This window comes from Pseudomonas brassicacearum subsp. brassicacearum, from assembly GCF_008801605.1.
GTDB classification, from domain to species: Bacteria; Pseudomonadota; Gammaproteobacteria; order Pseudomonadales; family Pseudomonadaceae; genus Aquipseudomonas; species Aquipseudomonas brassicacearum.
Genome location: NZ_VZPJ01000022.1, coordinates 1 through 13508 on the forward strand (window position 1 = coordinate 1; position 13508 = coordinate 13508).

The 13508-nt window shown below is 62.2% G+C and carries 11 protein-coding genes; all 11 read right to left on the bottom strand.

The features are described from left to right. Positions 1-211 precede the first annotated feature (211 nt). Positions 212-2041: a S9 family peptidase gene (locus tag F7R20_RS29760; protein WP_003206222.1), complete on the bottom strand. Its 1830-nt coding sequence runs from the start codon at positions 2039-2041 to the stop codon at positions 212-214. After that, entirely contained in the window at positions 2007-3176 is a 1170-nt protein-coding gene (gene pqqE, locus F7R20_RS29765) for a pyrroloquinoline quinone biosynthesis protein PqqE (RefSeq protein ID WP_003206220.1), read from the bottom strand. Before pqqE ends, F7R20_RS29760 begins: the two co-directional genes overlap by 35 nt. Further along, on the bottom strand, positions 3148-3423 hold the full coding sequence (gene pqqD, locus F7R20_RS29770) for a pyrroloquinoline quinone biosynthesis peptide chaperone PqqD (RefSeq protein WP_003206218.1): 276 nt from the start codon (positions 3421-3423) through the stop codon (positions 3148-3150). Before pqqD ends, pqqE begins: the two co-directional genes overlap by 29 nt. Further along, positions 3420-4172, bottom strand: a complete 753-nt coding sequence (gene pqqC, locus F7R20_RS29775) for a pyrroloquinoline-quinone synthase PqqC (RefSeq protein ID WP_003206216.1) — start codon at positions 4170-4172, stop codon at positions 3420-3422. The genes pqqD and pqqC overlap by 4 nt, the downstream gene beginning before the upstream one ends. 104 nt (positions 4173-4276) lie before the next feature. Then, complete coding sequence (pqqB, locus tag F7R20_RS29780) at positions 4277-5188, bottom strand: pyrroloquinoline quinone biosynthesis protein PqqB (RefSeq protein WP_003206215.1); 912 nt, start codon at positions 5186-5188, stop codon at positions 4277-4279. An 80-nt stretch (positions 5189-5268) separates the two neighbouring features. After that, positions 5269-5343 carry a pyrroloquinoline quinone precursor peptide PqqA gene (pqqA, locus tag F7R20_RS29785; RefSeq protein WP_003177660.1) on the bottom strand — a complete coding sequence of 25 codons (75 nt, stop codon included), beginning with the start codon at positions 5341-5343 and terminating at the stop codon, positions 5269-5271. Positions 5344-5513: 170 nt separating this feature from the next. Beyond that, on the bottom strand, positions 5514-7955 hold the full coding sequence (gene pqqF / locus F7R20_RS29790; RefSeq protein ID WP_003206213.1) for a pyrroloquinoline quinone biosynthesis protein PqqF: 2442 nt from the start codon (positions 7953-7955) through the stop codon (positions 5514-5516). Positions 7956-8017: 62 nt separating this feature from the next. After that, on the bottom strand, positions 8018-8812 hold the full coding sequence (locus F7R20_RS29795) for a carbon-nitrogen hydrolase family protein (protein ID WP_003206212.1): 795 nt from the start codon (positions 8810-8812) through the stop codon (positions 8018-8020). 12 nt (positions 8813-8824) lie between these two features. Further along, positions 8825-10507, bottom strand: coding sequence for a flavin monoamine oxidase family protein (locus F7R20_RS29800; RefSeq protein ID WP_003206211.1), 1683 nt, complete (start codon positions 10505-10507; stop codon positions 8825-8827). A gap of 189 nt (positions 10508-10696) precedes the next feature. Further along, positions 10697-11158 (bottom strand): Lrp/AsnC family transcriptional regulator, encoded by a 462-nt coding sequence (locus tag F7R20_RS29805; protein ID WP_003206209.1) that lies wholly within the window; start codon positions 11156-11158, stop codon positions 10697-10699. 36 nt (positions 11159-11194) lie between these two features. Then, positions 11195-13477 (bottom strand): hypothetical protein, encoded by a 2283-nt coding sequence (locus F7R20_RS29810; protein ID WP_232002281.1) that lies wholly within the window; start codon positions 13475-13477, stop codon positions 11195-11197. Positions 13478-13508: the final 31 nt, after the last annotated feature.

A 13508-nucleotide genomic window follows, 5' to 3' on the forward strand; every position in this document is an offset into this window, starting at 1 on the left:
TCCTTATTGGCGCTTTGGGTAGAAAGGGCGGGACGAGAAGTCTCCCACGGTCCGTACTGGCTAGAGTCGGAATCGAGCTTTTAGTCCCGCCCACCCCTTCAAGTCTAAACATACAAGCGAGCTTGCTAGCGATAGCCATGGCCCAGTCAACATTTTCATCGACTGACACACCGCTATCGAGAGCAAGCTCGCTCCCACAGTTTTTTGCGTCCTACAGGTCGCTATCCATCACCTTGCGATAGAACAACCACTCATGCTCCAGCGCATGGGCCTGGTTCGCGGCCTTGCGAAAACCGTGGCGTTCATCGGGATAGTAGTGCGCCTCGACCGCCACGCCGTTGGCCTGTAAAGCGTTGACCATGTCGCGGGTTTGCTGCGGCACGACCACGGCGTCCAGTTCACCCTGGAAAAAGATCACCGGCACGCGAATGTTCCCGGCGTGCAGCAGCGGGGTACGGGCGCGGTAACGTTCGACGTCTTGTTGCGGATCGCCGATCAGCCAGTCCAGGTAATCACCTTCGAACTTGTGCGTAGCACGGGCCAGGGCGACAGGATCGCTCACGCCATAGAGGCTGGCGCCGGCGCGGAATACATCATGGAATGCCAGGGCGCAGAGCGTCGTGTAGCCACCGGCACTGCCGCCTCGAATGAACGCACGTCGGCCATCGACCAGGCCTTGTTCGTCCAGATACGCGACCACCGCGCAGGCGTCCTCGACATCCACCACGCCCCAATTCAAATGCAACGCCTGCCGATAGGCCCGGCCATAGCCGCTGCTGCCGCGGTAGTTGAGATCGGCGACGGCAAAGCCACGCTGGGTCCAATACTGGATACGCGGGTCGAACAGGGGATAACAGGCCGAGGTGGGGCCGCCGTGAATGAACACCACCAATGGTGGCTTTGCGGGTGCGTTCATGGCCGGGTAGAAGAACCCGTGGGCCTCGCCTGACGCGGATGGATAGCGCAGGGTTCGAGGACGGCTGATCTGCTCGATAGGCAAGGGCGTGACGCCGCCGGCCAGCACGGCCACTTCGTGGCTATGCCGCTCAATGGCAATGACCGCCGATGGCCGGGTCGGCGAGGCTGCAACGGCGTAGATGAACCGTTCATCCAGCGCCAGGCTGCGAAAGCGGGTGTAGGGGCCGGTGAAGTCTTCATCGACATCGTCACCGTGGCATAGACCCAGGCGCCCGAAACCTGCTTCGGTCCAACTGGCCAGGTACGTGTGTTCGCCCAGCGGCAGCCAGGTGCAGCCAGCCAGTTGCCACGGCGCTGGGGCGTGATCGGCTTGGGCGGCAGGCAGCTGTTCCAGGCCCTGGGCCGACTCCACCCAAGGCTGCCAATAACCCCCGCGATCAGTCAGGCAATAAAGACGACTGGTCGCATCGAAGCGCGGTTGCTGGATGGACTCTTCTTCACCGTTGCCCGCGACACAGCGCGGCGCCCCCCAACCCGTAGCGTTGCGCTCGGCCAGCATCAACCGCGTTGCGGTCCAGGGTTGATGCGGACGGCTCCACTCGATCCAGGCGAGCCGCTGACCGTCCGGGCTCAGGGTCGGCGAAGCATAGAAATCTGCACCTTCGGCCAGCAGATGCCGCTGATGATCCGCCAAGCCGATCGACACCAGCCGATGCTGGTTGGCCTGTTCTTCCACCACCAATACCTGGCCGTCGGCGAAGCCTAGATCTCCATAACGGCAGTCACCCGAGGTCAGCGCCACGGGGTGTTCGTCGTTCAGGGATTGGTGGTACAGCTGCTGGTCGGCCTCATTGACGAACAGCACACCGTCGTGGCTCAGGCAGAATGATCCACCGCCGTATTCATAGACCCGGCTGCGCGCGCTGAACCCGTCCGGTGTCAGGCAGCGGGGCATGGCGTCTTGCCAATGCCAGATCCGGCAGGCGCCGTCTGCGGGGCGGTATTCATTCCAGAACAGGCCCAACGGCCCGAGCTGCAGTTCGGCGAAGTCGGTGCCGGCGGCGACGGCCTGGGCGGCGCTGAAAGGCTCAGCCTTTGGCGATGAGGCGCGAGTTTCGTTCATTGCGAAAGGCCAATTGTTCAATGGTTTGCGTAGCGTGCTCGGCGTCTTCCCGCGCCTTGAGAATCACACCGTGATGTTCGGACTTGCTGCACACCGGGTCGGCGTTGCTGGCGTCGCCTGTGAGCATGAACGCCTGGCAGCGGCAGCCGCCGAAGTCCTTTTCTTTTTCATCGCAGGAGCGGCACGGTTCGCGCATCCAGTCATAACCGCGGAAGCGGTTGAAGCCGAACGAGTCGTACCAGATGTGCTGCATGCTGTGGTCGCGCACGTTGGGAAATTGCACCGGCAGCTGGCGGGCACCGTGACAGGGCAATGCCGTGCCGTCCGGCGTGACGGTGAGGAAAATGCTGCCCCAGCCATTCATGCAGCCCTTGGGGCGTTCTTCGTAGTAGTCCGGCGTGACGAAGATCAGCTTGCACGGGTTGCCTTGCGCTTCCAGCTTGGCGCGGTATTCGTTGGTGACACGCTCGGCGCGTACCAGTTGTTCCCGGGTGGGCAGCAGGCCAACGCGGTTGAGCTGCGCCCAGCCGTAGAACTGGCATGTGGCGAGCTCGACGAAGTCGGCTTCCAGGGCGATGCACAGCTCGATGATGCGATCGATCTTGTCGATGTTGTGCCGATGGGTCACGAAGTTCAGCACCATCGGATAACCGTGGGCCTTTACCGCCCGGGCCATTTCCAGTTTTTGCGCGAAGGCTTTCTTCGAGCCTGCCAGGAGGTTGTTCACCTGCTCGTCGCTGGCTTGGAAACTGATCTGGATATGGTCCAGGCCGGCCTTCTTGAAGTCGCTGATTTTCTGCTCGGTCAAGCCGATGCCGGAGGTGATCAGGTTGGTATAGAAACCCAGCCGGCGTGCCTCGCCGATCAACTCGGCCAGGTCTTGGCGCACCAACGGCTCGCCGCCGGAAAAACCCAGCTGCGCGGCGCCCATCTCGCGGGCTTCGCGAAAGACCTTGAACCACTGCTCGGTGCTCAGCTCCTGGCCTTGCTCGGCGAAGTCCAGCGGGTTGGAGCAATAGGGGCATTGCAGCGGGCAGCGATAGGTCAGCTCCGCCAGCAACCACAGCGGCAGGCCGACTTCAGGCTTGGGCGGCAGACCGGTGGTGTCAGGCAAGTTCGATCCAATGCTGTGCAAGGGCGACCTCCATGAATTGCTCGATGTCGTCACCGAGTTCCGGCACGTCGGGAAACTGCTTCGCCAACGCGCCGATGATGGCCGCGACATCCCGTTCACCGTCGATCAGGCCACCGATCAGCGAAGCGCTGTCGTTCAGCTTGATCATGCCTTCAGGATAGAGCAGCACGTGGCCTTTCTGGGCCGGTTCGTACTGGAAGCGATAGCCGGGGCGCCAGCGCGGGGTTTTGCTGCGATCGAAACTCATAAGGTGATCCCTTTGTGCCACACCCGTTGCCCGGTAACGCTGTGGTAGGGCGGGCGGTTCAATTCGTAGGCCATGCTCATGGCGTCGAGCATGCTCCAGAGGATGTCCAGTTTGAACTGGAGAATCTCCAACATGCGCTCCTGACCTGCGCGAGTGGTGTAGTGCTGCAAGGTGATCGCCAGGCCATGTTCCACATCACGCCGGGCCTGGCCCAGGCGGGTGCGGAAGTATTCATAGCCGGTCGGGTCTATCCATGGGTAATGCTGGGGCCAACTGTCCAGGCGCGACTGGTGGATCTGCGGGGCGAACAGTTCGGTCAACGAGCTGCTGGCGGCTTCTTGCCAGCAGGCCCGGCGGGCGAAGTTGACGTAGGCATCCACCGCAAAACGCACCCCGGGCAGCACCAGCTCCTGGGAGCGCAGTTGATCGGGGTCCAGGCCCACCGCCTGGCCCAGCCGCAACCAGGCTTCGATGCCGCCGTCTTCGCCGGGAGCGCCGTCGTGGTCGAGCAGGCGCTGGATCCACTCGCGGCGGATTTCCCGGTCCGGGCAGTTGGCCAGGATCGCGGCATCCTTGAGCGGGATATTCACCTGGTAGTAAAAACGGTTCGCGACCCAGCCCTGGATCTGCTCGCGAGTCGCGCGGCCTTCATACATCGCCACGTGATACGGGTGATGGATGTGATAATACGCGCCCTTGGCACGCAGGGCGGCTTCGAACTCGGCGGGGGACAGGGGGATGTCAGTCATTTTGGTTCTCCGGGAAATGCCCGTGGGTTCTGTGGCGTCAGGGCTGGCCCCATCGTCGGATCGCCGCCCGGAGCAAGCTCGCTCCCACAATCGTTCCGCCCTTCTTACAACTCAATACTCATTCCGTCGTAAGACACTTCAATCTTTCGACGTACAAGTTCAGCCCGCTCGGGCGAGTCTTCGTCCAGGATCGGGTTGGTGTTGTTGATATGGATAAGGACCTTGCGCGGCCCAGGTACTTGTTCCAGTACTTCCAGCATACCGCCGGGGCCATTCTGGGCCAGGTGGCCCATTTCCCTGCCAGTGCGGGTGCCGACGCCACGGCGCTGCATTTCATCGTCGTCCCACATCGTACCGTCCACCAGCAGGCAATCGCTGCCGGCCATGATCTCCAACAACGACTCGTCGACCTTGCCCAGGCCCGGGGCATAGAACAGCTTGCCACCTGTGCGCAGGTCTTCGACGATCAACCCAATGTTGTCGCCCGGATGCGGGTCGAAGCGATGCGGTGAATAGGGCGGTGCGGCGCTGCGCAGGGGCAGCGGGGTGAAGCGCAGGTTCGGGCAGGCGGCGATGGTGAAGCTCTGGTCGAGTTCGATGCGATTCCAGCTCAACCCGCCGTTCCAGTGGGTCAGCATGTTGAACAGCGGAAAGCCCGTGCTCAGGTCTTCATGGACCATGTCGGTGCACCAGACTTGATGTGGGCAACCTTCACGCAGGCTGAGCAGGCCGGTGGTGTGGTCGATCTGGCTGTCCATCAGGATGATCGCGCCAATGCCCGTGTCGCGCAGGGCCCGGCCCGGTTGCATCGGGGCGAACGCCTGGAGCTGGGCGCGAATGTCCGGGGAGGCGTTGCACAGCACCCAGTTCACACCGTCATCGGACAGGGCGATGGACGATTGGGTGCGTGCCTGGGCCCGCAGGCTGCCGTCGCGAAAACCTGCGCAATTGGCGCAGTTGCAGTTCCACTGGGGGAAACCGCCACCGGCGGCAGAACCTAGAATCTGGACGAACATGGCTGCTCCATCTGCAAACCGAAATAAAAACGCCTCGGCTGGCCGAGGCGTAGTGCTGCGTGCTTAACCGCCTGCAGCATTCAACGGCTGGCGAAGTACATGGTGACTTCGAAACCGATACGCAGGTCGATATATGCGGGTTTGGACCAAGACATGGGAATACTCCTTTGGTTGGGATGCTTTCGTTAGATAGAACGGTTGAGACCTATACATATAGTCCACCTCCGTTCGGAGATGTTCAGATGCTTAGGCGCCTATGTTACTAAATCTGACATCTTCGTTCGCCGCGATTCTCGAAGAAAGCTCATTACGGCCCCTGCAATGATCATTGCGCCGCTTGCCAGCGCTCTCCCGGGCAGGCTCCGTTGCTCAGGCAATACCATCCCCCTTCAGCCTCGATCAGGCGTTGGGCGGCCATTTGTAGCTGGGTGCGATCCAGGCACACGATGGCAGCGGACAGTTGCTCAAGATAATCCGACGGGCGGCCGGCCAGCTTGCCCTGCCAGAGCAGTTCGGCGGCCTGGGCGCAGGGCAGGGCGGTGCTCTGGAGTTGGGCGGCAAGCGCCTGCTGCTGGCCGGTCAGGGAGACATCATCGAGCTGCTGGAGCAATGCTGGTAACCCGAGCAGGAACTGTTCGATGTGGACGCTCAGTTGCGTCGCAGACAGGCTGGGTGATTGGACGCCGAACAACACCCCGGTTTGCCCGTCGATCTGCTTCAACCCACTGAACACCGCATAACCCAACTGCAACTCCACGCGCAGGCGCTGGTAGAACGGCGTCTGACACAGCTGTGCTAGCAGCCGCCAGGTGGCTTCGTCGGCCAGCGTCGGGGTGGCTGTCGGGCAAAACAACAGCACGGCCGGTTCTTCGCCGTGAGTCTGGAGCTCATGCCAGAGGCGTTGCCCGCGAGGCGCCGGCGCCAGGTCGGCTTCATCGCTGGCGGTGCCCGGCACCCGGGCCAACGCTGGGCCCAACGCCCCTTGGGTGGCCGCCGACAGGCCGATGGACAACCCGTCCCATCGTGCCGTGATCCACACACTTTGGTCGCTGTCGGGCACTGGTAACGCCGACGCTTGCCGGTTGTGACGGCAGTGATCTGGCAGCTCCTTCAACAGATGCCGAATCGGCATCGGCGGGGTTTCGTGGCTGGCCAGGGCCATTGGCAGCGGTTGCGCAAGCTTCGTCAGAACGTGTTCGAGCACCAACGGTATCGGCGCCTGTAAGCCAACCAGTTTCAGTAGCCATTGATGACCGGAGGGCTCGAAGCTGACGTCCACGCCGGCCAGGCGAGCATCCTCTCGCACATCCTGCAGGTGTCGGTCGAGCCTGGATTGAAAGTCGAGCGGTGCCTGGGTTGTCAGTTGCCAACGCAGGTACACCGCGCCTTCACGACCGTTGTCTGGCAGCGCCTGGCTGAACTGCATGGGCGAGCGTTCCCGGCGACCCCGGGAGCGATCCTGGGCGAAGGTTCGCAAGCCGCGATGGGCGCTGGTCTGGCCGCGTATCAGCCCGGCGCGGGGCGCTTCGCTTGATGTTTGCAGGAACGGATTGGGCGCGGGCAGTTGCCATTGCCCCGCTACGTTATCGGCAGGGTGCAGTTGCGTGAGGATTTCCCTGAGCCTCAGGAGATCGTTTGCCAACAGCGGCCTGTCACGTCCTTCACAATCCCAGCGGGCCAACTGCAAGGCCGATCCTGTCTCCTTCCGGCGCAGCAACAGTGCGGTGAACTCCTGGCGCAACGGCGCCCAGTCGTCCTGGGCGGCAAAGAACCCCAGCCAGTCGTGCAGCAACGGCTGGATCTGCGCCGCTGTCTGAGCGTTGGCGTGCTTGAATCCGATGTGCAGCAGCGCCTGCCCGGCAAACTCATACAGCGCGGTGGCCTTGAGGCTGTCAGCCAGGCCGCGCTGACGCAACGTGGCGAGCAAGCCGCCCGGTTTGCTGGAGTTCAGCCACGTACACAGAAAATCCAGGGCTTGAGGCGAGGCGGCAGGCAAGTCTTCGAAGGCGAACAGCAGATCAAGGCAACCCTCGCGGGCCTGTTGATAACTCGTCTGGGACGATGCCATCAGTTTTGGCGGTGCCGGCCTGGCAAGCGCTTCGCCGGCAGGTATGTGGTTGTCGAACTGATCAGCCAGCGTTTTCAAGGCGTCGATGCTTTGCGGGCCGGCCAGGCTCAGGATCATCTGGCCGCTCTGGTAAAAGCGGCGATAGAAGTCGTGCAATGCGCTTTGGAATTCGGCTCGCGTCACCGCCAGGCTATCGCGATTGCCGGCGTGAAAACCCCGCAGCGGATGGGGCGCCGACAGGCCGTCATGCAAGGCAAGCTGTCGCTGGGCTGCAGCATCCTGGGACCAGGCGATGAACTCGGCGTGCAGCACTTCCCGTTCGCGCAACTGATCGGCCTCATCCAGGCGTGGGTGAGCGAGCATGTCCCCCAGTCGTTCCAGTCCGTCGGCGAAGGTTGCGGGTGGCAATTCGAAGAAAAAATCCGTGGTGCGTTCGCTGGTACGCGCGTTGACCTGGCCGCCGTGCCGCTGCACGTAGGCCATCAGGTTCTCCCCAGCGGGAAAACGCTCGGTGCCGAGAAAGAACAGATGTTCGAGCAAGTGCGCCAATCCCGGCCAGGCCAGGGGCGCGTCATGGCTGCCAGCCGCGACTCGCAGTACTGCAGCGCTGCGCTTGAGGCCTGGGACGTGACGCAATGTCACCTGCAAGCCGTTGGCCAGGGTTTCAGTGTGGGGGCGGAGGGAGTCGGGGGCCGGCATGAGCGCTTCCAGAACAAAGATGCGCTCATGCTAGCGGATTAGGCCGCGTTCTCAATCCTCAATCAGTGTTTGTGCAGATCGTCGTAAAGCTCTGGGCGGCGATCGTGCAGGTAGTTGTAGGCCGCGCGGGAGTCTTCCATCAGTTGTCTATCCAGTTCTCCGACGATCAAGGCCTCATCCAGCCCCGCAAGGGCCGGGCGGCTGCCATTCGGTGCGGCGATGCTGCTTTGGCCGCAGTACTGCAATTCACCTTCGTGGCCGCAGTAGTTGGCGTACGCCACGAAACACTGGTTCTCGATGGCCCGGGCTCGCACGGTGACGTCGGCGATGAACTCGTAGGGTTGCATGTTGGCGGTCGGCACCAGGATCAGCTCGGTACCGGCCAGGGCCAAGCGGCGGGCATTTTCCGGAAATTCCAGGTCGTAGCAGATCAGGAGGCCGAGCTTCCAGCCGTTGAGCTCCACGATGGGCAATGCGGCGTCGCCGGCGCTGAACATGGCGTGATCGAGGTCACCGAACAGGTGGCTCTTGCGGTAGTTGGCCAGGCGCTCGCCCTGGGCGTCGATCAGCTGCACGGCGTTGTAGATCTGCCCGTCTTCGCCGCGTTCAGGGTAGCCGTAGACAATCGCCAGGCCGGCGGCCTTGGCAATGCGGGCGATCTGTTGCGCCCATTCGCCGTTGTAGACCTCGGCCAATACATTCACCGCGTCGACGCCGATGTTGTAGCCGGTCATGAACATCTCCGGCAGCACCAGCACATCGGCGCCCCTGGCTTCCAGCGCCACCTGGTGCAGGCGTTGCAGGTTGCCGGCCGGATCCAGTGGCAGCGGTGGGCATTGGTAGAGGGCTACACGCATCGAAAACTCCTTTTATTCGGGCAGGGCGATCGGACCGATCTCGTGGAACACATCACCTGGACCCGGGTTCTCGGCGTGAGTTTCACCGCCGAAGTGTTTCATGATCCCCCACACGGCATTGAGTGAGGTCTGTACCGCGCCTTCGACCCAGGCCGGTGTCCATGAGACGTCATCACCAGCGATAAAGATCCCGCGTTGTTCGGCCGGCATGTCGTCCTGCATGAAATGCGCATACATGCGCTGGTTGTAACGATAGTGGCCGGGCAGGGCGCCCTTGAATGCGCCGAGGAAATGCGGGTCGGCTTCCCAGGACACGGTGATCGGATCGCCGATGATCCGGGCGGCGATGTCCACCTTGGGATAGATTTTCTTCAGGGCATCGAGGGCCAGCTTCACGCGTTTTTCCACCGGGTGCGGCAGCATTTTCAGCGCGTCGCTCATCCAGGAATACGAGAGGCAAATCACCCCTGGCTTGTCGTCCCCGTTGTCGAACAGATAGGTGCCACGGGTAAGACGGTCGGTCAGGGTCATGCTCATCAGGTCGCGGCCGGTCTCCGGGTCCTTGTCCTTCCAGAATGGCCGGTCGACCATCACGAAGGTCTTCGACGATTGCATGTAGCGGGTGCGGTCCAGGGCCATCCACATTTTTTGCGAGAACAGCGCTTCTTCACATTCGATCTGGGTGGTCAGCAGCCAGCTCTGGCAGGTGACCAGCACCGCGGCGTACTCGCGGGTGTTGTCCCAGACGTCGGTCACGCTGAATCGGCCATCAGCCGCACGGGCGATGCGCTTCACGCCGCTGCGTGGGGCGCCCAGGTGCAACGAATTCAGGCTGGTCCCTTGCGGCCAGTGCACGCAGCGTTCCGGCACGTGGTTCCAGATGCCGTGGGGCACCTGCTCGACGCCGCCGACCACCAAATGCTGGTGGTCGTCGCAGTTGGTCATCACGACACGGAAGATTTCCAGCATCGAATTGGGGAAGTCCGAATCCCAGCCGCCGGTGCCGAAACCGACCTGGCCGAACACTTCGCGGTGCTGGAAAGAGAGCTTGGCAAAGGCCTTGGAGGTGGCGACGAAGTCGTAGAAGGTGCGGTCGTCCCACAGTGGCACCAAGGTGTTCCACAGCTCCTTGAGGCGTGGCACGTCGCGGTCGCGGATCGCCTGCTGGATGTCGCCGAAGCGCGAGCCATCCTCCAGCGCATCGGCCCAGGCGTCGGCAACTTCCTGGAACAGTGCGGGAAGGTCCGCCAGTTTCTGCGCGTAGTAGGTCTGGCCTTCCAGGTCGATGACAGTGCTGCCGGACGCCGGGGTCAGCGGGTTGGGGAACGGTTTGGTCTCCAGACCCAGCTTGTCGACGTAATGGTAGAACGCGGTGGAGGACACCGGAAAACGCATGCCGCCCAGCTCGGCGATCACCCCCTCGGCGCCATTGAATGCTTGTGAGCGCAGGCGCCCACCCATCTTCGACGCCTCGTAGACCACGGGCTTGAGACCCAGCTTCATCAGCTCGTACGCCGCCACCAGACCGGCGATCCCGGCCCCGACGATCGCCACTTCGGTACCGTGGTTGTGGGCGGGAATGCTGCCCAGGCCAGCCGGATGCTCGATCCAGTCGTCAAAGGCGAAAGGAAAGTCCGGCCCGAAAATGGTGATGGGCTTCTTACCGTCTGCTGGGTGGCGATTGTTCTTGTTCATGGCTGACCTTGATGGGCGACTCGACGCGGTGTTCGCGTCTGAGTATAGGAAAGATGCCAGCCATTCTAGGGAGGGTGGAACACGTTAATAAGACACAATATGTCGTCGTTTTGAGCATGAGTCAGTCATTTTGACCTATTCGTAAATCATAATGACGAAACCGGTCCCACAGGTTAAGTGACGCAGGGCTTAGACTGGCTGGCCTCGATCGATCTTGCTGCTGAGGATGATCGAGGTGGTGGTCTTCTCCACGCCTTCCACGCTGCCGATCTGGTCCAGCAACTGGTCCAGCTGTTCCGGCGAGTCCGTGCGCAACCAGGCGACATAGTCGAACTCACCGCTGACCGCGCACAGCTGCTGTACCTGGGCCATGGCGCTCAAGCGCCGCAACACGTCCTTGCCGGAACGCGGCTGGACCTTGATGCCGACGTAAGCCTGCAAGCCGCCGTCAATCACTCGTTGCCCCAGGCGCACGCCATACCCGGTAATCACCTTGGTCTTTTCCAGGCGTGCCAGCCGCGAGGTCACGGTCGTGCGGGCGATACCCAGTTGCCGGGCGAGCATGGCGACGCTTTCCCGGGCGTTGATTTGCAGCGCCGCGATCAGCTGCCGGTCGATTTCGTCGAGGACGGGAGGGCGGGTGTCAGTCAAAGTGGGCTCCGGCGCAGGCATTCGATGGCGAGCATGTTACAGGCTCTCACGTGCGAAATAGCCAATGGCAGGCAAAGCCAGTGCGCGCCAGGCGGAGGCCAGGTGTATCTGTGAAGTCCTGAACCAGAAACCGTCCTGGCAAACCAGCTGTTCGGTGGGCAACTGCAACAGGAGATGCAGTGAGAACGACTGCACTGAGCCTGGGTCGTCATCATCTTGCGCTTCCCAATCGCGCTCGAAACACCGTACATGCAGCTGCCCGGCGTCGAAGCTTTCAAACAGCGGCCGGTTGCCCAGCCACTGCGGATGCACCCGCAACGTGTGTTCCTGGACATCCAGGAGCAGTAATTGCCAGCCTCGATAACTTCCACACTGTTCTGTCACATCGGTTGCCATACAGGTCAGGGCCAGGTAACGGCTATCCGTCGACCAGATCATCGACGGTGCCAGGTCGACCAACGCGCAGCCTGAGGCTGTCAGCAAATGGCCTCCGAGCCGGGGCGTCTGCGCACGCACCCAACTGTCGGCATATTCCGTTTCGCTGCCGAACAGCCAGGCGGCGTCCTGATGGTCGGGGGCGGGCTGGATGAAGTCACCGTCGGCGTTGGCCACTTGTGGACAATCCACCAGGCGCCAGGGAGCAACGCGGTGCAGTTGTGAGTCGGTCACCTGCAGGTCCACAGTGTTGTAGAACAGCCGGGATTGCTCGTTGGGATGAAAGAACGAAGGGTCGCTGCCGATCGGCGGCGCAGGGATGTTGAAGCGTTGCAGCGCGCTGCTGTCCAGGTCGTGATCAAGACGACCGGCCACCACTGCCAGACTCAACCGACCGTCACGAAAATCGAGTATTCGTTCCACCCACATGGCGGGCCCTTCCAGCAGGCGTCGATCCCTCACATCTGCAATGACCGCATGGGTGGCCACTGTCGTTGAGTCTGCAAAGGGCAGCAGCGCCAGGTAACGCCCGCAGTCAGAGATGCGATGATCCAGCAGCCAACTGCCTGGCAAGTGCCAATCACCAATCTGGCTGCGATAACCGCCAAGCCCCTCGCGATTGTCGCAAAGCCAGATGAGCTGAGCGCATGCGCCACCCAGCATCGGTTGCGTCTCGATGTACGAGTCACCGCGCAGGCCTCGGCTGTCCAACGGCATCACAATGGCCGTGCGGGTCAGTGTGAATTCAGCGACGTTTACCCGACCCTGGGCGTCGTGACCGGCCTGGGTTTCGGTGTCGCTATGAATGCTGTCCAGACGGTAGCCATACCGGCCGGAACCCGGTCGCGGATAGTCGAGGTACGCGCCGATATGCACATGGTGCGCGTCGAGGCTCAGCAACTCATGCCAGTAGAAGGACGGTTCAGTCGCACTTTTCACCCACGGCAACGGCAAGGCGCGCCAGCCTTTGTCGAGCTGCCACAACCAATACTGGTCGCCATCTGCTTGAGGATTACGCGCCTGGGCCAGGCACACCAGGGCGCGTTGATCGGTGCTCCACACCAACGGTGCGTCTGCCGCCATCAGCAGGTTGGAGGTTTGTCCGTTGACGCTGACGGTATAGCGTGGCGAAAGCAGGGGATCCAGTGGCTGGGCCAGGTCACCAAAGGTCGAGGGCAAAAAAATATTGCCCTGTAGGCATTGCCGGCCATCAACGGAGCGTCGTTCGAAGGTTTGCTCAGGGTGACAATCGGACTCCAGCCACAGATCGCCGACAGGCACCAGGGGGGTGACGCTGGCCGTTTGCAACAGCTCATCGAGCCGGGTTTCGCGAACGCTGTTATCCACCAGTGGGCTATGGCGTCCGCTTAACAGGTCGAGGTCAAAAGCGTCCAACTCCCAGAGTTCGCTGTCGGCGCAGCGGTACAACTGGCGTTGCTGACGGTCGAGCACCACCAATCCCCATGCCTGCCGGGACGGTACCGGTGCCGCGAAATAACGTCCGTCGCTGGAGAACACGGCCGAAGAGCCCAGGCCTTGCAGGAGCACGCCGTCGGGGAACAGATAGTCGCAATAAGTCGGGCCGCCCATGGCGATTTCGCCGTGGTTGAACGCTCGGATCGGCTCGCCTTCAGGGGTCAGCAGCGGTTCGTTTCCGCCCCAGGCACTCGGCCCTTTGCTGGAAATGGGTGTCAACCCAAGGCGCCTCTCCCAGCTACTGACGCAGGCGAGCCCGACCATGATGCCGACGATCGCTACCAAGATGCCCCACCACTCAGGCAACGCCCGGCCCAGGCTGAAACCCAGGCCAAACACAGCGCCGACCGTCAGCCGGGCGATGCCTCGGCCCATCGCCAAAAAGCTCAGGCGGGCGGCAAGCCCCATCAGCAGCCCGAGGCATACCACCGCCAGCAAA

Bases quoted from the DNA above. Each gene is read 5' to 3' on its own strand.
- pqqD (WP_003206218.1), bottom strand. From the start codon at position 3,423: ATGAGTTTCGATCGCAGCAAAACCCCGCGCTGGCGCCCCGGCTATCGC.
- F7R20_RS29810 (WP_232002281.1), bottom strand. From the start codon at position 13,477: ATGGGGCTTGCCGCCCGCCTGAGCTTTTTGGCGATGGGCCGAGGCATC.
- F7R20_RS29800 (WP_003206211.1), bottom strand. From the start codon at position 10,507: ATGAACAAGAACAATCGCCACCCAGCAGACGGTAAGAAGCCCATCACC.
- pqqC (WP_003206216.1), bottom strand. From the start codon at position 4,172: ATGACTGACATCCCCCTGTCCCCCGCCGAGTTCGAAGCCGCCCTGCGT.
- F7R20_RS29760 (WP_003206222.1), bottom strand. From the start codon at position 2,041: ATGAACGAAACTCGCGCCTCATCGCCAAAGGCTGAGCCTTTCAGCGCC.
- pqqF (WP_003206213.1), bottom strand. From the start codon at position 7,955: ATGCCGGCCCCCGACTCCCTCCGCCCCCACACTGAAACCCTGGCCAAC.
- pqqB (WP_003206215.1), bottom strand. From the start codon at position 5,188: ATGTTCGTCCAGATTCTAGGTTCTGCCGCCGGTGGCGGTTTCCCCCAG.
- F7R20_RS29795 (WP_003206212.1), bottom strand. From the start codon at position 8,812: ATGCGTGTAGCCCTCTACCAATGCCCACCGCTGCCACTGGATCCGGCC.